The organism is Kitasatospora sp. cg17-2 (assembly GCF_054031055.1).
The window spans coordinates 103,045-124,334 of record NZ_CM132923.1 but is presented as its reverse complement, the minus strand read 5'-3'; the positions used below and the strand labels follow the sequence as shown (position 1 = coordinate 124,334).

The window sequence follows — 21,290 nt, the reverse complement described above, 5'->3', positions numbered from 1 at the left end:
TGGCCGCGCGGCCACGAACCCCTCAGGGCCCGACGACGTTGATCGTGTGGTTGATCGAGGAAACCGGCACGAGTACCTTTCTCATGCCGAGCAGCCGGGAGTCGCTGCTCCCCGTGGTCCAGCACCAGTCGAAGGCCCGGTCCGGCATTTGCGTGAGGAATTCTCCGCCCCAGCTCAGAGTTCTGTCCTGGTTCTCCGCGAAGAAGAAGTACTTCGCCCCGTTGACCGGTCCGGAACGCACTTTGAGATCCGTGTGGGGAGTGACCATGAACCATCCGGTCTTCGACCATTGGTCGCCTTTCGACGCGCAATCGCTGTTCGAATAGGCGTACGCGAACCAGACCGTCTTGGACGTGCTGTTCTGGAAGTAGAGTCCCACGGTCATCCCTCCTGCGGCGTGGGGTCGTCACCGCGGCCGTCGTCGGCGGCGCAGTCGCTCTCCACGCCGGGAAGATGGTCCTCGCCACTGGAGACCCCCGCCGTCCGGTCCATCGGGACCGCCTCGCCCGCCCGGTCCGGACCGCGTGACCGCCGGTGCTCGGCAGCCTCGTCCGCGGTCCAGGCCCGCGACAATTTCTCTGCCATGTGCGACACCCTTCCACTTCTCGGTGGACCGGGCGAGGCCCGATTCGCCGTTCTGCGGGATTTCCGTTGCTCCGGACCGGAGATGTTGCCGGCCGGTTCCGTTCCACCAGGGCCGAAAGGATGGGGGTAGCCGCCGGGTCCGTCGATGCACCGGCACTCCGAGTTCATCACCTGTATACAAACTAACTTCGACGCATCCGCGCCGCACCCGGGCGAGTGGGTCGGGGGAGGCCCGGCCACGACCGCCGGGCCTTCACGGCGGTGTACGGCGGCGGTTCGATCAGCGACGAGGCGGTCATCCTCGCCCCCGCGTCCGTCGGAACGACCCTGATCGCGTCGATGGCCGACATGACGGCCGACGCCCGCCACCTCGGGGTGACGGAGGGTGGCCGGGCGGAGCGGGAAGCGGTCCGGCCCGGCCACCGCGGTGGTGACCGGGCCGGACCGCGCGGGCCTCGCTGCGTTGCCGGGGTTCAGTACGAGAAGGCCCATTTCTGGGTGGGGATGTCGTAGAAGGTCCACTGCTGGGCGCGGGCGCCGTCGGTTTTGAGGGAGTCGTCGATCTCCAGGGCCTTGCCGCTGTTGCGGTTCTTGAGGGCGTAGCCGCCGGTGCTCTTGACGAGGTCCCATTTCTGGGTGGGCAGGCCGTAGAAGGTCCACTGCTGGGCGCGCGCGCCTTCGACCGTGAGCGAGTCCTCGATCTCCAGGGCCTTGCCACTGTTGGCGTTGCGCACCTCCCAGCCGTCGCCGGCCCAGTGGAGGATCCAGCGCGCGGTCGGCAGGCTGTGGCAGGTCCACTGCTGGGCCTGGGCTCCGTCGGTCATGAGGGAGTTGTCGATCTCCAGGCACTTTCCGCTGTTGGTGTTGACGAGCGGGGTCTTCCAGTCGACGGCGCGGGTCTGTTGGATCCAGGGGCCGAGGTCGTCGGTGCGGGTGTCGTAGGCGCCGGTGCGGGTGGTTTCGGTGGTGCCGAGGCAGCCGTTCTGCCAGGAGCGGCTGTTGAGGGCGGCGAGTTCGTAGTGGTCGCCGACCTTGCGGAGGGCGGGTCCGCCGGTGTCGCCCTTGCAGACGGCGGCGCCGGTCGGGGTCTTGGGGGTGATGGCGAGGCCGGTGGGGTCGACGGTGCCGACGGTGAACAGGCCGCTGTGGAGCCGGTCGGGTACCCACTCGGTCCTGGTGCGTCCGAAGCCCGCGACCGTCAGCTCCTCCCCGGCGGCGGGCGCCGTGCCGGCGACCACGACCGGGGTGATGTCGGTGACCGGGTTGGCGAGGCGGGCCATGACGAGGTCGCGGTCGGAACGGGGGACCAGCTCGACGACATCCCGGACCTGGCCCGTGGTGGTGGTGAGGTCGGTGCGGCCGACGGTGGCGGTGGTCCTGAGGGCGGGCGGGCCCGCGGGGACGGTCGCCGGCCGGGCGGGGTCGTCGGCGAAGCAGGAGGCGGCGGTGACGATCCAGAACGGGTCGATCAGGGCGCCGGTGCAGGCGCGTTGGCCGTCGCCGATGTCCAGCTTGGCGGCGAACGCGTAGGAGGCGGGCGGCACGGGGTCACCACTGAGCGCAGGTGCGGGCGTGCCCGCCAGCAGGGCACCTGCCAGGGCGGCGGTCGTGACCGTCCCGGTCGTCCACGTCGAGCGTGAGCGCAAGCGAGGCATGAGGTGTCTCGTCTCCGTTCTTGAGCCTGCCGGTGTCCCGGGCGGGTGGATCACGGGCACGGTCAGCCCGCCGTGGGGATCTGGCCGATCACGGACCAGCCCGACCAGCCGGCGCCGTTGGTGTTGTAGAGGCGCGCCATCACGCCGTCGGTGCCCTGGCCGAAGACCTCGGCCGTCCGGGTGTCGGGGTTGTAGACCGCGGCGGGTGAGCTGCGGAACTTCCAGTCGCCGGTCAAGGCCCAGGCCGTCCAGCCGGCGGCGCGGCTCCACGTGGCCCGGTAGATCGACGCGTCGGTGCCGGTGGCGAAGACGTCGAGGGTGTTGGTGGCCGGGTTGTGGAGGACGGCCGGCAGGCCGACGAACGCGTTTCCGGGGTTGAGGGCGTACCAGCCGGACCAGCCTTCGCCGTTGGTGTTGTAGAGGTGGGCCATGACGCCGTCGGTGCGCAGTGCGAAGACTTCGGCGGTTTTGGTGTCGGGGTTGTAGACGGTGGTCGGGTCGCCGCGGAACTTCCAGTCGCCGGTGACGGTCCAGGGGCCCCAGCCGGTGGTCCGGCTCCATGTCGCCCGGTAGATGAAGGCGTTGGTGCCGGTGGCGAAGACGTCGAGGGTATTGGTGACCGGATTGTGGACCACAGCGGGTTCGTCGGCGAACCGGGCCGCGGGGTCCAGCGCGTACCAGCCGGACCAGCCTTCGCCGTTGGTGTTGTAGAGGTGGGCCATGACGCCGTCGGTGCGCAGTGCGAAGACCTCGGCGGTTTTGGTGTCGGGGTTGTAGACGGTGGTCGGGTCGCCGCGGAACTTCCAGTCGCCGGTGACGGTCCAGGGGCCCCAGCCGGTGGTCCGGCTCCATGTCGCCCGGTAGATGAAGGCGTTGGTGCCGGTGGCGAAGACCTCCAGGGTGTTGGTGACCGGATTGTGGACCACGGTCGGCCCGCCGGCGAAGCGCGCGCCGGGGTCGAGCAGGTGCCAGCCCGACCAGCCCTCGCCGTTGGTGTTGTAGGCGTGCATCATGGCGCCGTCGGTCCGCAGCGTGAAGATCTCGGCGGTCCTGGTGTCCGGGTTGTAGACGGTGCTGCGGTTCCCGGAGCGGGCGGCGACCACCGCGGCCCAGGCGGAGACGGTCTGTTGGATCCAGGGGCCGAGGTCGTCGGTGCGGGTGTCGTAGGCGCCGGTGCGGGTGGTTTCGGTGGTGCCGAGGCAGCCGTTCTGCCAGGAGCGGCTGTTGAGGGCGGCGAGTTCGTAGTGGTCGCCGACCTTGCGCAGGGCGGGTCCGCCGGTGTCGCCCTTGCAGACGGCGGCGCCGGTCGGGGTCTTGGGGGTGATGGCGAGGCCGGTGGGGTCGACGGTGCCGACGGTGAACAGGCCGCTGTGGAGCCGGTCGGGTACCCACTCGGTCCTGGTGCGTCCGAAGCCCGCGACCGTCAGCTCCTCCCCGGCGGCGGGCGCCGTGCCGGCGACAGGTACCGGGACGATGCCGGTGACGGGGGTGGCGAGGCGGGCCATGACGAGGTCGCGGTCGGCGCGGGGGACGAGTTCGGCGATGTCCCGGACCTGGCCCGTGGTGGTGGTGAGGTCGGTGCGGCCGACGGTGGCGGTGGTCCTGAGGGCGGGCGGGCCCGCGGGGACGGTCGCCGGTTGGGCGGGGTCGTCGGCGAAGCAGGATGCGGCGGTGACGATCCAGTACGGGTCCACGAGCGCGCCACTGCAGGCGCGTTTGCCGTCGCCGATGTCCAGCTTGACGGCATAGGTGTGGGCCCCGGTCGGCGAGGCGTCACCACTGACGGCGGGCGCGGGACCGCCCGTCAGCAGGGCACCTGCCAGGACAGCGGCGGTGACCGCCGCGGTCGTCCATGCCGAACGTGGTCGCGAGCGAAGCATGTGGTGCTGCCCTTCCGTTCCTGTTTCCGACGGATCGAATGGCTCTGCGCGATTCCGGTGGGGGACGGCAGTGGTCCTGCGGGCCCGAATCATCCGGTGATGCGGAGTTCGACCAGGACTGAACGCTTTCCGCCGGGCAGGCTCTCGCCGACCGGTTCGACCGAGTTAGGGCCGATGTTCACCTGCTTCTCCTGGCCGGCCGCGACCAGTTTGGCGCTGACGGAGCGCTCCTCGGTCCAGATGCCGTAGACGTCCGGCAGTTCCATGGTGAGGTAGCCGGTCGTACCGGAAACGACGAAGCAGTAGCCGAGCCTGTCGAGGCGTGATTCGACGAAGATCTCGTTCGCCGCCTGGCAACTGGTCGGAACCGTGTGGTCGGGGCCTTCCTTGAGTCGGATGTGCCCGTCGCCCCGCTTCAGTGTGATCTTGCGCTCCGTCAGGATCCGCTCGGCCTCCGGGTACTGGAAGTCCTCGACGGCGGTGGGCATGTCCGTCTCCGTCGATGCGGCTCCGGTCGCGGCCTGCGCGGCCTGCGCGGCCTGCGCGGCCTGCGCGGCCTGCGCGGCCTGCGCGGCCTGTGCGGCCGGAGTGGCCTGCGCGGCCGACAGCGAGGCGAACGCGATGCCCGCCAGCAGAGCTCCGGAGGCGCCGGCCATGAGAATCGTTCGGATGCGGGATTTGATCAAGGCAGATCCTTCGATCCTGGCGGGACCACGACGATTCCGCAATGTCGGAAAGGGTGTTGAACGACGATGGAGCCAGCGTAAAGTACCAGCAAACTCCGACCCGGGGAGAGTGATCGAATCGTTCAAGAACTCTCTGCCGATCGACTTTCGGCCATGTCCCACGAATTCGTACACCGAATTCCGGTTCTGATGCTCGGTGATCTGTCTTCGAAACATAGATGCACCATTTGGGGGGATTGATTGTGAACCATCCCATCCGATCCTTGGCGGTACCTCGAACCACCGGGAGGACCCGGCGTCACAGGGCCCGGGCGTCGGTCCTCGGCCGAATATGCGCGGGCTTACTGCCGGTGGTCCTCACGGCCGGCCTGATCGGCACGGCTCCTGCCTTCGCGACGGACCCCGGGCCCGGCCCGAGTACGCCGACGGAGACGGACCGCAGCCGTGTCGTGAGCCTCTGGTTGGAGGGCGGCCCCGGGGTGAAGGCAGCCGCCGAGACGGCGCTGACCGGCACTGACGAGGACGTCAAACGCTTCCTCGAGGTCGAGGCGGACCTCGCGGAGTACCACGACGAACGCGTCTCCACGTTCCAGATCTTCAGCCTCGGCGGCTCCGGGATACGCGAAGCGGCCACCAAGGCCCTGAAGGGCTCCCAAGGAGAGCTGCGCACCTTCCTCAAGGACGGCTGGCAGGCACCCCTGGAGCAGGACCGCCGGGTCGAGGCGTTCCAACTCGTCGCCACCGGCGGGGTGAGCGTCAAGGAGCAGGCCACCGCCGCCCTGCAGGGCACCCCCGAGGACCTGAAGAAGTTCCTCGAACAGGGCCGTTACGACGCCGCCGCGGTCGACGACCGCGCCCGCGTGATGCAGCTCCTCGCGGCCGGCGGCCCCGCCATGAAGGCAGCCGCCAAGGTGGCGCTGCGGGGCACGCCCGCCGACATCGCCGAGTTCCTGTCGGTCGGACAGTTCGTGGCCCTGGCCCGGGACCAGGAACGCGCCACGATCTCCCAGCTGGCCGACCAGGCCGAACAGGCCGGTCGGCAGGCCCAGATCGCCAAGGACGCCGCCAAGGAGTCCTCCGCACGCGCGGTCGAGGCCTCCCGACTGGCGAAGGAGTCGGCCGAGACCGCGGCCAGGGAGACCGAGGAGGCCGGTCGGGACTCGGCCCGCGCCGCGGCCGCCGCCGCACGTGCCGCGGACGCGGCCCAGGGCGCCGCGGCGGCCGCCAGTCAGGCGGTCGCGGCTGCCAGTGCCGCCAACCAGGCCGCCCGCACGGCCGCGAGCGCGGCCGCCCAGGCCGCCAGCGCCGCCGGTGGCGCCGCCCTCGCCTCGGCCAACGCCCGCAAGGCCGCCAACGCCGCCGCCTCCGACCGGGGCAGGGCCGCCGAGGCCCGCCAGCGCGCCGAAGAGGCCCGCAACGCCGCAAAGGACGCCCAGCGCGCCGCAGAGGCCGCAGAACACGCGGGTGCTGCCTCCGAGGCTGCGGGCGACGCGTCGGACGCGGCCAAGAGCGCCAGCGCCAACGCGAACGCGGCCGCCGGGTCCGCCGAGAAGGCCGGCCGCCTGGCGAACGCCGCGGGCGCCAGCTCCAAGCGCGCCCAGGCCGCCGCCGACCAGGCCCGCCGCCAGGCCAAGGAGGCCGACCGGGCCGCGACCGCGTCCGCCGCCCTGGCCCGCCAGGCGGCCCAGGCCGCCTACCAGGCCCGTGACGCCGCCCGCTCCGCCGCCACCCACGCCCAGAACGCCGCCACGGCCGCCGACCAGGCGGCCGAACACGCCGGCGAATCCGCGACGTCGGCCGCCGAGGCCACCCGCCAGGCCGAGACGGCACGCGCCGCCGCGGCGACAGCGACCACGGCCGTGACCACGGCGAGCAACGTCTACGAACTCGCGCGCAGGACCGAGGCGGAGGACCTCGCCGCCGCCACCGCCGCGGCCGTCGTGGAAGCGCGGATCCTCAAAACGGCGGAGGACGAGGCCACCGGCGACATCGGTACCTTCCTCGCCGACTGGAAGGCCCAGGACCAGGAGGCCGCCGACCTGGCGACCGAGGCCGCCCGCCCCGGCGCGGACCCCAAGGCCCTGGCGGCCAAGGGCCGCAAGGTCGCCCTCCGGACGGTGAAGACCGGCGGCCCCTGGAGCCAGGAGGCCGCGCAGCCCGTGCTGTCCGGCACGGACGCGGCCGTCGTGGAGTGGCTGCGCGCCGGGCGTCACAAGGCCGAGCTGGACGACATGCGCCAGAGCGTTCGGGAGATCGCCGAGGACAGTCCGGACGAGGCGGTACGGACCGCCGCCACCGCAGCGCTGAAGGGCGACGCCCAGCAGGTCGAGGCCTTCTTCACCACCGGCCAGTACGAGGCCGCGGCCGCCGACAACCGTGTCCGCGTCTTCCAGTTGATCGCCACCGGCGGCACCGGCGTCAAGGAAGCCGGCGAGAAGGCCCTGCGGGACGGCTCACCGAAGGCGGTCGCCGCCTTCCTGATGACGGGCCAGCACACCGCCCGCCAGATCGACGAACGCGTCCAGGCCACCCAACTCCTCGCCGCCGGAGGCCCGGAGGTCCAGGCCGCAGCCACGTTCGCCCTCGCCGGGACACCCGACTCGGTCACGGCCTTCCTGCAGACCGGCCGGTACACGGCCGACCGCAAGGACCAGCTCGCCGCCACCCACGCCGCACAGATGGCCCACCTGATCGCCGGGGCCGCCCAGACCGCCGCCACGGCGCAGCAGGACGCCTGGGAAGCGACCGAAGCCGCAGCCGTCGCGAACAACGCGGCCGCCGAGGCCGAGACCGCCCGCAATCAGGCCAGCTCCTACGCGGCCCAGGCCGGCCGGTACGCGGCGGACGCGAGGACGTCCGCCCAGAACGCCGAAGCCTCCGCCGCCCGCGCCGGCCAGTCGGCCGCCACGGCCCGCAACGCCTCCCAGGCCGCGGCACGCGACGCCGGAAAGGCCACCGCCTCCGCCGGCCGCGCCCGCCTCTCTGCCGATCAGGCCCGCTGGTCCGCCGCGTCCGCCCGTAAAGCCGCGAACGACGCGTACGCCTCCGCGAGCGCGGCAGGCCAGGACGCCGACGCAGCACAGCAGGCCGCCGACGCCGCCTGGACCATCGCCGTCGAGAAGCTGATCCACGAACGCCGGGGCGAAATGGCCGCCGGAGAGGAGGACATCCAGGCCGAGGCCGGACAGCTCGAGGAGGCACTGAAGAAGGAACTGGATGCGCTGATCCAGGAAGAGATCAACAAGGCCGAGTACGAGTACTGGCGCGCCAAGAACCCGCCCTGCCCCAACCAGATCGGACAGTGGGGAGAGGGGGCCCTGCAATGCGCACTCCTCAGGAATCGCGTACATATCGGATTCCAACAGAACGGCCTCCTGAATTTCCTCGGCGATCTGTCGTTCTTCTTCGATGGGGTCTACGACAAGGCCCAGCTCTTCAAGATGGTCATGAAGAGCATCCTCGGCGTGGACAGCGCCGAGGAATGCATCAGGCAGAAGAGTGCCGCCGCCTGCGCGGAACTCGCAATCGGCTTCTTCCCCGCGGGAAAGGCGGCGAAGCTCGTCAAGCTCGGAAAGGAGGCCAAGAACGTCGAAGAGGCCGCACGGGCATCACGACTCAGGCGAATCCTGGCAGACTGCCTGCGGCCGAACAGCTTCCCTGCCGGTACACGCGTCCTCATGGCCGACGGAAGCACCCTTCCGATCGAGCAGATCCGCGTCGGCGACCAGGTACGGGCGACCGACCCCGAAACTGGGGAAACCGGCGGCCACCGCGTCGACGCCACCATTCTCACACCCGATGACCGCGACTTCACCGACCTCACCATCGCCTCCGAAAGCGGCGCAACCGGCACCATCACCGCCACCGGCCACCACCCCTTTTGGGCCGAGAACCAACGCGCCTGGCGCGACGCCGTCGACCTCACCGCCGACGACACCCTGCGCACCGATGCCGGCCGGCTCTTGGATATCACCGCAACCAGGCACTGGACAACCGTCCAGCCTGCCTACAACCTCACTGTCGACACCATCCACACGTACTATGTGCTCGCCGGTGTGACGCCGATCCTGGTCCACAATGACGGTGGTGGATCTGGAGCTACCTTTTATCGCGGGGTAAAGCCGGGCGAGGAACTATCGTTCGAAGGGCGATTGGGTGTCGATTTCAAGGTTGACAAGGCGACCGGGTATGTTATCCCGGGGAGTGGAATATCGCTGACGACGAAACCTGAATCGCTGGGAACGTATGGGCGAGTCGGCGTTCCAGTCGATATGTCCAGTATCCCGAGCGGTCTGGAGATCGTCCAGAAGGGCAAGCCTGGCCACTATGAACTTGTGGTCAAGAAGGGTGTCAACATGAAGCCCGGTGAGTATCAGGGCAAGCTCGGGGCAGTCAGGCCAGTTGCTGGTTGTGCCTGAATGCTGTCCGGTGGCCATATGGGAGGTTCTGGGTTTTGGAGTATCAAGTAGCGCTTCCTGCGGGCCTGGACGAGTTCGATTGGTTTGAGATCGAGAATAAAGGCTGGCTTGACGGCGTACGGGTTTCATGGAGTGGCAATAGCTGTGCGGTGTCATTCTTTGACGAAATTCGTCTTCCGCAGGCCATCGCCGTTGACATCGAACGGCTTGGATATTTTTCTGCGAGGAACGTCGTCGTGGTTCGGCGGGTTACTCGGGACGAAATCAATCGCACGATGTCAGCAATGGCGGATCGGGGATTTGCAGACCTCCTGGACGTCGACTGATGGTGCAGATGCCCGCCCCGGAGGGCTGACGCCGTCCTGATGATCCTCGGGATCACCGGTTCGGTGATCGCCTGGCGGGTTCTCCAGCGCGTGCGCCGGGTCTGACCTTGCGACCGCCCAATGTGGCTCCGGACCGCTCGAACGCGGTCCGGAGCCACATTGGCTCCCTCTGGGTCGTGATGCCGGTGTCCACGAGATGCCCCCCTGCTCGGTCCGCGAATCGAGGCCCGGTGTACCGCGGACTCCGCGGGCCGGGCACTGGAGCGCCGGGCGTGTGGCGGCACGGCGTACTGGAGTCCACGACCTTGCCGCCTCCGGCCTCGCCCACGGCTGCGCGCCCCGTTGCGGGGCTCCGATCCACCGCGACGGGCGGCACGGTGTCTGGACCTGTGCCCGTGCGGGCCCGGGGGAGGGCCTACCGGGTCCTCGGCGTCGGCCTCGCGCCTCCTGTGTTCCGGTTCATCGTGCCGTCCCCGCATCACCGTCGGGGACGGTGGGGCCGTGGTGGTCCCAGCCCGGGGAGCGGACCTCCAGGCTGAGGTCCGGGCTGCGCACCTCCACCCCGCAGGTGCGGCAGGTCCAGGTGGCGTCCAGCGGGTGGCCGTGGTCGTCGGAGTCGTCCGGGTGATCCGAGGGGCCCGGGTGGTGGTGCAGCACCACCGGTGGCTCGGGCGACACCCAGCGGTCGCCCCAGGCGAGCAGGGCCTGGGTGAGCGGGGCGAGGTCCCGGCCGGCCTCGGTGAGGTGGTACTCGTAGCGCGGCGGGCGCTCGCTGTAGGCGCGGCGTTCGACCACTCCCGCCTCCTCCAGGGCGCGCAGCCGGGCGGTGAGCCGGTCGCGGGGGGCGCCGGTGTTGCGGGCGATGCGGTCGAACCGGTGGTTGCCGTAGAAGAGCTCGCGCACGGCGAGCAGCGCCCACTTCTCGCCGAGGATCTGCAGTGCGGCCGCGATGGAGCAGGGGCGGCCCGGCAGTGCGGCGGCGGGGCGGGCGGCCGGGGGCCTGGCGTCTGCGGGCTGGGCATCGGTGTGCGGGGTCACTCCACCAGCCTGCCACAGTGGGTTGCGTATTCAAACCCACTGCCGCTAGCGTTCCCGGCCATGGAGCTAGTTGGAATTTCAAACCCAGTAGCCGCACCGCCCGACCGCGACCGGCCCCACCGCCGCGCCGCGTTCCTGGTGCTCGCCGCCGCGGTCTTCGTCTCGAACCTCGACCTGTTCGTCGTCAACGTCGCCCTCCCGGCGATGCAGCAGCACTTCCACGGCAGCAGCCTGGCCACCCTGTCCTGGGTGCTGAACGGCTACGCCATCGTCTTCGCCGCGCTGCTGGTCCCCGCCGGACGACTGGCGGACCGCGTCGGCCACCGCAAGGTGTTCCTCGCCGGGCTGGCCGTCTTCACCGTCGCCTCCGCACTCTGCGCGCTCGCCCCGGCCGTCGGCTGGCTCGACGCCGCCCGCGTGCTCCAGGCGGCGGGCGCGGCCGCGCTGATGCCGACCTCGCTCGCGCTGCTGCTGGACGCCACTCCCGCGGCCGAGCGCCCCGGCGCCATCCGGGCCTGGGCCTCGATCGGCGGGATCGCCGCCGGCCTCGGACCGGTCCTCGGCGGACTGCTGGTCGAGGCCGACTGGCGCTGGGTGTTCGTCGTCAACGTCCCGGTCGGCATCGCCGCCATCGCCGTGGGGGCCCGCGTACTGCCCGCGCCGCGTCGCGACAAGGAGACCGGACCGCTGCCCGATCTGTTCGGCGCCGTCCTGCTCACCGCCGCCATCGCCACCCTCACCGTCGCCCTGGTCAAGGCCGACGAATGGGGCTGGCTCTCGGCCCGGGTCCTGGGCGGCCTGCTCGCGAGCGCCCTGCTGACCGCCTGGTTCCTGCGCCGCTCGGCGCGCCACCACGCCCCCGTCGTCGAACTGCCGCTGCTGCGCGTGCCGGTCTTCGCCGCCGCCAACACCGCGGCCTTGCTGTTCACCCTCGCCTTCGCCGGCATGCTGCTGACCTCGGTCCTGTGGTGCCAGCAGGTCTGGGGGTACTCGGCACTGCGCACCGGACTCGCCGTCGCCCCCGGACCGCTGCTGGTGCCGCCGGTCGCCCTGGGCAGCGCCGCACTGGTGCGCAGGCTCGGCCCCGGACGGGTCGCCGCGCTCGGTACCCTGCTGTTCGCCGCCGGCATCGGCTGGTGGACCGCCGCCATCGGCGTCCGGCCCGGCTACGCGACCGAACTCCTGCCCGGGATGCTGCTCACCGGCCTGGGCGTCGGCCTGACCCTGCCCACCCTCGTCGGGTCTGCCGCGGCGGCGCTGCCGCCCGCGCGCTTCGCCACCGGCTCGGCGGTCACCACGATGGCCCGGCAGATCGGCGCGGTGGTGGGCGTGGCGCTGACGGTCGGCCTGATCGGCACCCCGCACGGGCCGCAGGCCGCACTGGACGGCTTCCGGCGCGGCTGGATCCTGCTGGTCGTGGCGGCGCTGCTGGCCTGCGTGGCCGCCCTGTGGCTCGCGGCCGCCCAGCGCCGTGCGGCGGAGTCGCGGTAGCCGGCACCCGTCGGTGGCGGCCGCGGACCGCCACCGCCCGGGTCAGCCCCCTGAGGGGACGGGAGAAGGACGGGCCGTCTGCCACCGAGCGGTCCGCGGAGGCGGACGGCCCACTCGTCCTGTCCGCGACGTCGGCTCCTGGGACGCTGCGGGCCGGTCCGAACCGGCCCCGGTCACATGGACCCTGGTGATCACTCAGGGGCAGACCGTATATTCCGGCGCATGAGTGATCAGCGCCCTGTGCACAACGAGTTCAACGGAACCGTCGGGGGCAGGCTCGTGCAGGCCGAGACCATCGGCAGCCCTCACGCCCCGCAGGAGCCTGCCGACCCCTCCGGGGACAGCGGCGGCGAGGAGCCGAAGGCGGTCGGGCACCAGTCCGTGCACAACACGGCGAACGGGCACTTCGCCGGGGACGTGATCCAGGCCGCCAGCATCCACCTCCCGGATTTCGCCGCCCTGTCCGGCGACGCCCGCCAGACCGCCGCAGGGCGTCCGGGACCGACCGCCGCAGGGCGGCGGGGGACGGCCCGGGAGTCCGGTGTCCGCCGCTACCTGCGGCTCCTTCGCCGGGATCGCGGTTAGAACCCGCCGACCGACCACTGTCCCGTCCGCCGACCGGATCCGGCACCACCGCTGTCGCCCGCGCCCGCCTTCGAGCCTCACTCCCCGCCAAGCTCGCCCATGATCCCGCTGCAGTAGCGACGCCGTCCGGCCAGCGTCTGCGCGACCTCGTTGTCGGCCGACTCAGGGGAGGTTCCACTGTGTGGGCACGGGGAGAGGCCATCCACCAGGCCCGCTGATCCCCGCGGGCGCGGGGATCAGCGGGCCCTGGCCGCCACCGTCGGTACGCCGAAGTCACGCGGTGGGGCACACCAGCGTGGTGTGGGCGATCGACTCCGGGCGGTCGAAGGAATCTGTCGCCTGCCCCTGCCCGTACTCGTAGTAGAAGTACGTGACCATGAAGCCTGCGGTAGGTCGCGAGGCGCAGTCCAGGTCGGCACGGAAGCGGAAGGGCAGTCGGACGGTCCGGCTCTCGCCGGGGGCGATCGGGACCAGTGGCGCGGTCAGGTTGAACACCAGCATGCCGGTGCTCTCTTTACCGTACGAGCACCAGCTCGTGCCGATGCAGCCGAGGAAGTCGGCCATGTACTCCCGCAGCATCACATAGACGAACTGGACGGGTTCGGTCTCCCGGTTGGTGAAGGTGACAGTGACTGCGGACGTCTGACCGGGCGTCAGGGTGGCGTCGTCGACGGTGACCACGAAGCGGGGCGGAGGCGGCTCGGCGGCGACGGCCGGGCGGCTCAGGGCCACGAAGCAGAGAAGGAACGCGATGACGGCGGTGAGGCCTGCACGCCTCACCGCCGGGGCGGAGGTCCACATGGCGCCTCAGCGTAGGCAGCCGGGCCCGGGCCGTCTGTACCGCGTTCCTGGAACCGGCCATGATCCCTACCGCGGTCGGTCGGCCGGACGGACAACAGGGCTGTCAGTGCCCGCAGATAGAGTCCGCTCGAAACCCGCAGGTGGTTGCCGAAGGAGCACGGATGCAGAGAACCACGCCACCCCGGCCCGCCGACGTCGCGTCCGTGCACCCGGAGCTGGCACCACTGGCCCGGCAGGCTGTCCGCCTGCACCCCCGCGCGGGCCGGCCGTCCGTGCACGACGGCTCCGTCGGCGGACCGCTCCTGTGGCCGGCCGACGAGGAATGGCCCACCTGCGCGGAGGAACACCAGCACTGGGAGCCGCCCGTCTCCCTCGACGACGTCCGCCGCAGGCGGGCGCTGCTCGAAGCCGCCTGGCTCCGCCCCCGCGAGCCCCACGAGGACCTCCTCGACGCCGACCAGCGCGCGTACCTCGACAAGCTCCAGGCAGGGCATCCGGCCCAGGCCGGGCCGAACGCCCTGCTGCCGGTCGCCCAGCTCTACCTTCGCGACGTCCCGGGACTCGCGGGCCCCGAGGGAGCCGACCTCCTGCAAGTGCTGTGGTGCCCGCTCGACCACCACAACTGGCTTCCTGCGGCCCGCCTCGTCTGGCGGAACGCCGCAAGCGTCGGCGAGCTGCTCACGGATCCCCCGGAACCCGCCGATGTCGAGCACTACGGCAACTACGTTCCCGAGCCGTGCGTCCTGCACCCCGAGGTTGTCACGGAGTACCCGGCACCGCACGAACTCCCGAAGGAGCTCGCCGCTCGTCTCCACGACTGGGGGGAGGAGCAGCAGAAGGACTCCGGAGCAGGCCCCGGCGGCGCCTACTACCAGTACGAGCTCTCGGTCGCTCCCGGCTGGAAGGTCGGCGGCTGGGGCCCGTGGAGCTTCTGCGATCCCTGGCCCATGCACTGCGAGACCTGCGACGCCCAGTACAAGCCCCTGCTCACCGTCGGCTCAGGCGAATGGGGCGGCGGAAGCGGCAGCTGGATCCCCCTCGAGGACCGTGAGGAGCCGTCGGGCCCCACCGGACTGCGAAGTCGTGCCAATCCGCCGACGGTGACGATCGGCCGGGGCTACAACCTGCAGATCTACGTCTGCCCGACCTCGTTCGACCACCCGCATCTCGAAGTCATGCAGTGAGCCCGTCGCGCGGTCGGACGCTGCCCGTCCGCCTCCGGTCGCGCCGATGACCGGAGAGGCACCCCTTAGGGGACGCGAAGGCTCCTTCCGGAGGGGGCGGATACACCGCTGAGTGGACGTCAGTTCCCGTGCCCGCGACCTACTGTCGCCGACATGAGACGACTTCGCGTCACCGTCGGCGCGGCAGCCCTGCTGCTCGCGCTGCCCCTGTCCGTCGCCGCCGCCGTTCCGGCTCTGGCCGCACCGTCCCCGGCGGGCTCCGCCGCGCCCGCAACCGCACCCGTACCCGCAACCGCGCCCGCATCCGTACCCGCACTCGGCGCCGCCGCGACGGGCGACCCGGCCGCCGTCCGCATCGAACTCCCGCGCCCGACCGGCCCGTACGCGGTCGGGCGGGAGATCCTGCACCTGGTGGACCAGGACCGTCCGGACCCGTGGGTGCCCTCCGACGGTCCGCGCCAGCTGATGGTCTCGATGTACTACCCCGCCCACGCCGGCACGGGCGGCCCGGCCCCGTACATGACCGCCGGGGCGGCCCGCGCGATGCTGGACTTCCGGCTGCCCGGCAACACCGTCCCGACCGAGGTCCTCGCCGGCGTCCGGACCTGGTCGGCGACCGGCGCCCGCCCGCAGGGCGGCCACTACCCGCTGGTGGTGCTGTCACCCGGCTTCGTCGACGCGCGGACGGCCGTCACCGGCCTCGCCGAGGACCTGGCCAGCCGCGGCTACGTGGTCGCGCTGGTCGACCACACCTACGAGAACACCGGTACCACCTTCCCGGACGGGCGGACACTGCCCTGTGTGATGTGCGGCCGGCCCAAGGACTGGGCGCAGGTGGACGAGAGCCGGGCGAAGGACGTGTCGTTCGTCATCGACCGCCTGACCAGCCGTCCCCACCCGGCCTGGCGCTACGCCCGGATGATCGACCGCGACCGGATCGGCATGGCCGGTCACTCCGCCGGTGGCGCGGCCACCGTCCCGGCCCTGCTCACCGACGACCGGATCCGGGCCGGGGTGAACCTGGACGGGACCATGGACGTCCTGGTGCCCGCCACCGGGATCGGCGGCAAGCCGTTCCTGATGATCGGCCACCCGCTGGGCGGCGGCGCCGAGGACGAGAGCTGGGAGACGAGCTGGACCCGCCTCGACGGCTGGAAGCGCTGGCTGACCGTCGAAGGCACCGACCACCACAGCTTCACCGACTTCCCGGTCCTCGTCGACGGACTGGGCCTGCCCCCGGCCCCCGGCACCACCATCGCGAGCGGGCGCGCCGTCGATCTCACCCGCCGCTACGTCGGCGCCTTCTTCGACCTGCAGCTGAAGGGCATCGAGCAGCCGCTGCTGGACGGACCGAACACGGCCGACCCGGAGGTGCTGTTCCACCCCTGACCTCCGTCCCGCGCGGGTGGGGACCTCGGCCGCATGTCGGCGTCCCCGCCCGCGCGGGAGCGGCATTCGACGGGCACTGTCACGGCTGGGGGAGCGGTCGCAAGAGGTGCCGAACGGCGCACGGCGCGTGTTCAATGCTGGTGCGGCGGAACGGCGGAACGGCTCATGAGCCGACATCGACGCGGCGGAACCCGGTGACGCCTCGTGGGCGAGCCGCAGCGCGCTCGCCCACGAGGCGTTCCGTCACCAGGTCGAGGTGCTGCCCGGACCTTCGGGTCCGACGGCGCCGTTCACCTTGCCGCACCGCTCCGCGCTACCCCGTCGCCGAACCGAACCGCCACCCGTGTCGGGTCGAACGGCCCGGGCGCGAGTGCCGGCGAGTCAGGGACGTGCGGCGAGGGCCTCGACCTCGAACAGCACGTCGGGCGCGGCCAGGCTCGCGACACCGATGAGGGTCTGCGTGGGCGGATTCGTACCCCAGCCCTCCTGCACGGCCCCGGTGATCGGTCCGAGCTTGCTGACATCGTGGTTCACCACATAGGTCCTGAGCTGGACGACGTGGCTGAGGTCGAGCCCATGGGCGGCGAGAGCGGTGCCGATGTTGCGGAACGTCTGCTTCACCTGCTCGGCGAAGTCGGCGGAGACGACCGCGCCGTCCGGGCCGGATCCGTACTGACCCGCGATGAGCACCAGTTCCGTACCTGCGGGGACGGCAGCGGTGTGGCTGTAGCCGAACGGGACCGGGTTGTGCAGGCTGTCCGGGTTGAGAATGGCGTGTGCCATGCGGGTCACCTCGTGTGTGCGGTGGGTCTTGTTGTGTGGAAGCCTCCCAACGAATCACGACATCGTGTGTCGTGTATTCCGGTAGCGTTTTCGTATGCGCGCCGATCGTCTGGTCTCCCTGGTGCTGCTGCTGCGGCAGCACGGTCGGCTGTCCGCGGCCACGCTGGCCCGCGAACTGGAGGTGTCCACCCGAACCGTGCTGCGCGACATCGAGGCGCTGTCCGCGGCCGGTGTCCCGGTCTACGCCGAACGCGGCCGGCACGGCGGGTTCGCGTTGCTGCCCGGCTTCCGGACCGAGCTCACCGGGCTGAACCACGACGAGGCCCTCGCCCTGCTGGTCGCCGGATCACGGCGTGGAGCGCAGGCGTTCGGCCTCGGTTCGGCGCTCGCCTCGGCGATGCTCAAGGTGGTCGACGCGCTTCCCGAGAGTTATCGGGACACCGCGGCCGGCGCGGCTCAGCGCCTGCTCGTCGACCCGGAGACCGACCTCCTCTCACGTCGGCTGGTCGCCGAGGAGGTGCCCGACGCGATCGTGGCTGCGGTTCTGCGCGCGGTGTTCGCCGGACACAAACTGCGGATCCACTACGCGGCTGTGGACCGGACCCCGAAGTGGCGCACGGTGGACCCGATCGGCCTGGTCACCGTGCGCGAGCAGGGCTACTTGCTGGCCACGCGGTCGGGCGCGGACCGCACCTATCGGCTGTCCCGCATCCTGGCCGCCGAGGAACTCGCCGAACCGGCCCAGCGGCCGGACCGGGTCGATCTGGACCGGGCCTGGCAGGAACGCAGCCGGCGGTTCCGGACCGGCGGTGATCAGGTCACCGTGCAGGTGCGGGTGGACCCGGCGCGGCGGGAGGACCTGGTGGGCACCGCGCTGGCGGTCCTTGTCGAGGAGGCCGACGCGGACGGCCGGCTGCGGCTGGAGGTCACCTTCCAGGATCCGCGACACGCGGAATGGGCGGTGTGGCAGCTCGGCACGAACGCGGAGGCGCTGGCCCCGCAGTGGTTGCGCGACTCCCTGCGCGACCGCGCCGCCGCGATCGCCACCTGCTACGGAGTGCCGTCCTGAGAGTTGTCACCTTTCGCGGCTCAGAGCCACCAGCGAACGAAGGTGACGACGCCGAGGGTCGCGAAGCCCAGGAGGGCCAGACCTGCGAGAGCGAGTCCCGCGCAGAACAGTGTCCCGGTCGAGTCGTCCTGCTCGGTGTGCTCGGCGCGGTCAGGCCGGTCGTGCCAGTGGATCGGGCGGCCCGCCCGCGCGGAGGCCGCCGCCCGGAGTTCGGCCAGCCTGGCCCGGGCGGTGTCCGTCGGTGCCGACTCCTCGGGGCCGCGCCAGGCGACGGCCGTCATCCGGTCGAGCGGATCGGGGTGGCGGGCCTCGAAAGCCGCCGCCTCGTCGGGATCCCGGTCCGCGTCGAGATACGACCAGCGGCCTGCCTCGGCCGGCTCGCCGTACAACCGGTAGACCTCGGCCAGCCGCCGCCTGACCGTGAGGTCCGCCGGGTACGAGCCCACCAGGCCGCGCAGGCGTTGACGGGCGACGGGTATCCGGCCGGCGCGAAGGTCCGCGTCGACCCTGGTGAGGGTGGTCCCAACTGTCACCGGATCATGGTGACGAACGAGGAACACCTGGTCAAAGGAGTTACGAGCCCGCTCGGACAACCTGAGCCCCAGGTTCTCCAGGAAACGACCCCGACGACCCTTTGGCGACTGCGCCGCTTCCTGTCGGGCGTCGCGATCCGGGGACCGCGAGGGCACCCTGCGGGGGCCGGTTCGGGTGCCCCGTCGGTGGGGCGGTCCGGAGGCGTCTGCCGGGTCGCTGGCGTCGAGGGGGTGGGAGAGGGCATGGTGTCACCATGTCCGAACGCCGCGACCGTCGTCGTCTTCACGCCCGTGCCCGCGCTCTCGGGGTGCCCGTCGGGCAGGTCCGGCGCCGGGTCCCCCTCGTCGGCCCGGGCCGACGCTCGTGGAGCCCGCGTGGCCGCGTACCGAGATGCCGGACCGGGACGAGGCTCCCGCAGTCGTCCGGGAGATGTCTCCGGAACCGGTGACGTGCTGCACGGTCTCGCGCGACCGGCAGGTCTCCGACGGAGGGACGGTGGTGATGATGACCCGCCACATGGCCGACTGCCCGGTCTGGTCCGCTCGCTGACCACGGGCCCCGACGGCCACCGACGAACCCGACCGCGCGGCGGGTGTCCGACACCTTCGGGCGGACACCCGCTGTCGCGTTCCGTCGCGCGTTCCGGTCAGCAATCAGGAAAGCATCTCCGTTTCGGCGCCAACCAGCCCAGGGGCGCCGGGGCGTCGTCGACGTCGGGCTCCCGGTGCACTTCCTGCAAAGTTCGCGGGCGTCGTCCTGGTCCGGCTCGCCCGCCGGAGCCGCCGCGGCTGACCGGCGACCCGGCCTCGTGCGGCCCGCCCTCGCTCATGGTCCCGCGGTGCCACCGCCTGGCTGCGCGTGCCGAGAGATCCAGGAGCTCCTGGCACGCGCGGCCAAGCCCTCGCCGAAGCCCGATCGAGAGAAGCATAAAGGATTCATATAAAGCCGCTATGCTTCTGCCATGAGTCGCCGAGACGCCGCGCACGACGCATCCGATGCCATCGGGTCAGCCCTCTACGGTCTGGCCACCCGGGCCGTGAGACGCCTTCCCCGCGACATGAGCCTGACGTCCGCCGCCACCCTGGCCACCCTGGACAGGACCGGCCCGCGACGGATCACCGACCTGGCGGCGGCCGAGGGCGTCACCCAGCCCGCGATGACCGTCCTGGTCCGGGTGCTGGAGGAATCCGGACTGGTCGAGCGGAAGGGCGATCCGTCCGACAAACGGGTCACGCTGGTGTGCCTGACCGAGGACGGCGCGTCGTACGTCCGGACCCGGCGCCGAGCGGGCGTCGACGCGTACACGCGGTTGATCGACCAGCTCACCGGCGACGAGGTGGAGGCCCTGGCAGCGGCCCTTCCGGCGCTGCGGCACCTGGCGGAACTCGAAAGCCACGCCCGCGAGGAGACGGACCGGTGACCGCCGCCCGGGCCCACGACCGGCCCACGAGCACCGCCCCGATACGTTCCGAGGCACGTCCGCTGGTCCCCGCCCTGGTGTTCGTCGCCCTGGTCGTGGCGGCGGTCGCCAGCCTCGGGACACCGCTCGTCACCAGCGTGGCGACCACCTTCCACGTCTCCCTCGACAGCGCGCAGTGGACGCTGACCATCACCCTGCTCAGCGGCGCCGTCGCCACCCCGGTCCTCGGCCGGCTCGGCGCCGGCCCGCACCGGCGGGCCACGATCCTCGCCACACTGGCGATCGTCGTCGCCGGCAGCGCGCTCACCGTGCTGCCACTGCCGTTCGCCTGGCTGCTCGTGGGCAGGGCGGCCCAGGGCGTCGGACTCGGACTCACGGCGCTGATGATGGGAGTGGCCCGCGACCATCTCCCCGAGGAACGCGGCGCGGCCACGATCGCCCTGCTCTCGGTCGTCTCCGTCGTCGGAGCAGGCGTCGGCTACCCGCTGGCCGCGCTGCTCGCCGAGTTCGGCGGACTGCGGGCCGCCTACGGCCTCGGCCTGCTCGTCACCGCCCTCGCCCTCGTGACCGCGTGGCGCTCCGTGCCCGCGGCTCCCGAAGGCCGCTCCGCCCACGTGAACGTGGCCGCCGCGCTCGTCCTGGCGGGCGGACTGGCCCTCGTCCTGTTCCTGGCCGGCGGGAGGAGCCTGTGGAGCCGGCACCTCGCCGTGGCAGCGACCCTCGCCGTCGTCGCCGTCCTCCTGCTCTGCGTCTGGACCGTCTCCGAACTGCGGACCAGCACACCCCTGGTCGGCGTCCGGGCGGTACGGCACCCGGCGGTCGCCGGGGCGAACCTCGCCATGTTCGTGGGCGGGAGCGGCATGTACCTCCTGCTCACGCTCGTCACCCGCTACGCGCAGACCCCGCACGGCGCCGGCTACGGCTTCGGACTGACCACCTTCGTGGCGGGGCTGGTCCTCGTCCCGTTCTCCGTGCTGGGGTTCGTCGCCGGCAGGATCACGCAGCGGGTCCGCGAACGGATCGACGGCCCCGTGCTCCTGGCCGGCAGCGCCGCCGTCGTCGGCAGCGGGTTCGTGCTGTTCGCGACCGCCCGGTCCAACCTGGCCGAACTGCTCACGGTCATGGGCGTGCTGGGCTTCGGCGTCGGCGGCTTCTCGGCCGCGGTGCCCGGCGTCATCCTTGCGGTCACCCCCAGGAGCGAGACGTCGAGCGCCATGAGCTTCAACTACGTCGTGCGCAGCGTCGGGTTCTCCCTGGGCAGCGCCGTCGGCGGCCTGGTCCTCGCCGCCGGCACCGCCCCGGGCCGCCTCTTCCCGGACGACGACGCCTACACGACCGCGGCACTGGCCGGCGTCGCCGCGATGGCGGTCACGACGGCGGCCGCCCTCGCCCTCGCCCGCCGACACCCGCCCGGGGCGGGTCGGACCGGAAGCTGAGGAGCGACGC

At 71.7% G+C, this 21,290-nt stretch carries 18 protein-coding genes; 9 read left to right on the top strand and 9 right to left on the bottom strand.

Translation table 11 applies throughout. From position 1 onward, the window contains the following. Window positions 1-22: 22 nt before the first annotated feature. The 5 genes from ACW14Y_RS00495 to ACW14Y_RS00475 form a co-directional block, all read right to left on the bottom strand. Window positions 23-379 carry a DUF1036 domain-containing protein gene (locus tag ACW14Y_RS00495; protein WP_380310383.1) on the bottom strand — a complete coding sequence of 119 codons (357 nt, stop codon included), beginning with the start codon at window positions 377-379 and terminating at the stop codon, window positions 23-25. 2 nt (window positions 380-381) lie between these two features. Further along, the gene (locus ACW14Y_RS00490) at window positions 382-585 is read right to left on the bottom strand and encodes a hypothetical protein (protein WP_380394927.1); all 204 of its coding nucleotides are present in this window, start codon (window positions 583-585) and stop codon (window positions 382-384) included. Window positions 586-1,058: 473 nt separating this feature from the next. Then, window positions 1,059-2,240, bottom strand: a complete 1,182-nt coding sequence (locus tag ACW14Y_RS00485) for an RICIN domain-containing protein (protein WP_456985454.1) — start codon at window positions 2,238-2,240, stop codon at window positions 1,059-1,061. Window positions 2,241-2,302: 62 nt separating this feature from the next. After that, window positions 2,303-4,120 (bottom strand): trypsin-like serine protease, encoded by a 1,818-nt coding sequence (locus tag ACW14Y_RS00480; RefSeq protein ID WP_456985453.1) that lies wholly within the window; start codon window positions 4,118-4,120, stop codon window positions 2,303-2,305. Between the two features lie 89 nt (window positions 4,121-4,209). Then, on the bottom strand, window positions 4,210-4,806 hold the full coding sequence (locus ACW14Y_RS00475; RefSeq protein ID WP_456985452.1) for a hypothetical protein: 597 nt from the start codon (window positions 4,804-4,806) through the stop codon (window positions 4,210-4,212). 449 nt (window positions 4,807-5,255) lie between these two features. On the opposite strand from ACW14Y_RS00475, the gene ACW14Y_RS00470 reads away from it, so the two are divergent. Both ACW14Y_RS00470 and ACW14Y_RS00465 read left to right on the top strand, forming a co-directional pair. Next, on the top strand, window positions 5,256-9,224 hold the full coding sequence (locus tag ACW14Y_RS00470; protein WP_456985451.1) for a polymorphic toxin-type HINT domain-containing protein: 3,969 nt from the start codon (window positions 5,256-5,258) through the stop codon (window positions 9,222-9,224). 35 nt (window positions 9,225-9,259) lie between these two features. Continuing rightward, the gene (locus ACW14Y_RS00465; protein ID WP_380299973.1) at window positions 9,260-9,550 is read left to right on the top strand and encodes a hypothetical protein; all 291 of its coding nucleotides are present in this window, start codon (window positions 9,260-9,262) and stop codon (window positions 9,548-9,550) included. A 459-nt stretch (window positions 9,551-10,009) separates the two neighbouring features. On the opposite strand, the gene ACW14Y_RS00460 is transcribed toward ACW14Y_RS00465, so the two are convergent. Continuing rightward, window positions 10,010-10,588: a winged helix-turn-helix transcriptional regulator gene (locus ACW14Y_RS00460; RefSeq protein ID WP_456985450.1), complete on the bottom strand. Its 579-nt coding sequence runs from the start codon at window positions 10,586-10,588 to the stop codon at window positions 10,010-10,012. 60 nt (window positions 10,589-10,648) lie between these two features. Here ACW14Y_RS00460 and ACW14Y_RS00455 point away from each other — a divergent pair, with 60 nt between their 5' ends. Both ACW14Y_RS00455 and ACW14Y_RS00450 read left to right on the top strand, forming a co-directional pair. Next, entirely contained in the window at window positions 10,649-12,079 is a 1,431-nt protein-coding gene (locus ACW14Y_RS00455) for an MFS transporter (protein ID WP_456985449.1), read from the top strand. 222 nt (window positions 12,080-12,301) lie between these two features. Further along, window positions 12,302-12,664 carry a hypothetical protein gene (locus ACW14Y_RS00450; RefSeq protein WP_456985448.1) on the top strand — a complete coding sequence of 121 codons (363 nt, stop codon included), beginning with the start codon at window positions 12,302-12,304 and terminating at the stop codon, window positions 12,662-12,664. A gap of 273 nt (window positions 12,665-12,937) precedes the next feature. Here the strand turns inward: ACW14Y_RS00450 and ACW14Y_RS00445 are convergent, their stop codons facing one another. Then, complete coding sequence (locus tag ACW14Y_RS00445) at window positions 12,938-13,465, bottom strand: hypothetical protein (RefSeq protein WP_456985447.1); 528 nt, start codon at window positions 13,463-13,465, stop codon at window positions 12,938-12,940. Between the two features lie 161 nt (window positions 13,466-13,626). Here ACW14Y_RS00445 and ACW14Y_RS00440 point away from each other — a divergent pair, with 161 nt between their 5' ends. Together ACW14Y_RS00440 and ACW14Y_RS00435 are read left to right on the top strand one after the other, a co-directional pair. Next, window positions 13,627-14,649, top strand: coding sequence for a hypothetical protein (locus ACW14Y_RS00440; protein ID WP_456985446.1), 1,023 nt, complete (start codon window positions 13,627-13,629; stop codon window positions 14,647-14,649). A 153-nt stretch (window positions 14,650-14,802) separates the two neighbouring features. Further along, window positions 14,803-16,038, top strand: a complete 1,236-nt coding sequence (locus ACW14Y_RS00435; RefSeq protein ID WP_456985445.1) for an alpha/beta hydrolase family protein — start codon at window positions 14,803-14,805, stop codon at window positions 16,036-16,038. Between the two features lie 381 nt (window positions 16,039-16,419). Here ACW14Y_RS00435 and ACW14Y_RS00430 read toward each other — a convergent pair whose 3' ends face one another. Continuing rightward, window positions 16,420-16,821, bottom strand: coding sequence for a RidA family protein (locus tag ACW14Y_RS00430; protein WP_456985444.1), 402 nt, complete (start codon window positions 16,819-16,821; stop codon window positions 16,420-16,422). A gap of 94 nt (window positions 16,822-16,915) precedes the next feature. Between ACW14Y_RS00430 and ACW14Y_RS00425 the strand changes: the two genes are divergently transcribed. Further along, window positions 16,916-17,890 carry a helix-turn-helix transcriptional regulator gene (locus ACW14Y_RS00425; protein WP_456985443.1) on the top strand — a complete coding sequence of 325 codons (975 nt, stop codon included), beginning with the start codon at window positions 16,916-16,918 and terminating at the stop codon, window positions 17,888-17,890. 20 nt (window positions 17,891-17,910) lie between these two features. On the opposite strand, the gene ACW14Y_RS00420 is transcribed toward ACW14Y_RS00425, so the two are convergent. After that, window positions 17,911-18,423, bottom strand: a complete 513-nt coding sequence (locus tag ACW14Y_RS00420) for a DUF6584 family protein (RefSeq protein WP_456985442.1) — start codon at window positions 18,421-18,423, stop codon at window positions 17,911-17,913. A gap of 1,058 nt (window positions 18,424-19,481) precedes the next feature. Here ACW14Y_RS00420 and ACW14Y_RS00415 point away from each other — a divergent pair. Next, on the top strand, window positions 19,482-19,844 hold the full coding sequence (locus tag ACW14Y_RS00415; protein WP_380443170.1) for a MarR family winged helix-turn-helix transcriptional regulator: 363 nt from the start codon (window positions 19,482-19,484) through the stop codon (window positions 19,842-19,844). Further along, complete coding sequence (locus ACW14Y_RS00410) at window positions 19,841-21,280, top strand: MFS transporter (RefSeq protein WP_456985441.1); 1,440 nt, start codon at window positions 19,841-19,843, stop codon at window positions 21,278-21,280. Before ACW14Y_RS00415 ends, ACW14Y_RS00410 begins: the two co-directional genes overlap by 4 nt. Window positions 21,281-21,290: the final 10 nt, after the last annotated feature.

Coding starts and splice junctions, on each gene's coding strand:
- ACW14Y_RS00490 (WP_380394927.1), bottom strand. CDS start 585: ATGGCAGAGAAATTGTCGCGGGCCTGGACCGCGGACGAGGCTGCCGAG.
- ACW14Y_RS00485 (WP_456985454.1), bottom strand. CDS start 2,240: ATGCCTCGCTTGCGCTCACGCTCGACGTGGACGACCGGGACGGTCACG.
- ACW14Y_RS00480 (WP_456985453.1), bottom strand. CDS start 4,120: ATGCTTCGCTCGCGACCACGTTCGGCATGGACGACCGCGGCGGTCACC.
- ACW14Y_RS00455 (WP_456985449.1), top strand. CDS start 10,649: ATGGAGCTAGTTGGAATTTCAAACCCAGTAGCCGCACCGCCCGACCGC.
- ACW14Y_RS00450 (WP_456985448.1), top strand. CDS start 12,302: ATGAGTGATCAGCGCCCTGTGCACAACGAGTTCAACGGAACCGTCGGG.
- ACW14Y_RS00445 (WP_456985447.1), bottom strand. CDS start 13,465: ATGTGGACCTCCGCCCCGGCGGTGAGGCGTGCAGGCCTCACCGCCGTC.
- ACW14Y_RS00440 (WP_456985446.1), top strand. CDS start 13,627: ATGCAGAGAACCACGCCACCCCGGCCCGCCGACGTCGCGTCCGTGCAC.
- ACW14Y_RS00435 (WP_456985445.1), top strand. CDS start 14,803: ATGAGACGACTTCGCGTCACCGTCGGCGCGGCAGCCCTGCTGCTCGCG.
- ACW14Y_RS00430 (WP_456985444.1), bottom strand. CDS start 16,821: ATGGCACACGCCATTCTCAACCCGGACAGCCTGCACAACCCGGTCCCG.
- ACW14Y_RS00425 (WP_456985443.1), top strand. CDS start 16,916: ATGCGCGCCGATCGTCTGGTCTCCCTGGTGCTGCTGCTGCGGCAGCAC.
- ACW14Y_RS00415 (WP_380443170.1), top strand. CDS start 19,482: ATGAGCCTGACGTCCGCCGCCACCCTGGCCACCCTGGACAGGACCGGC.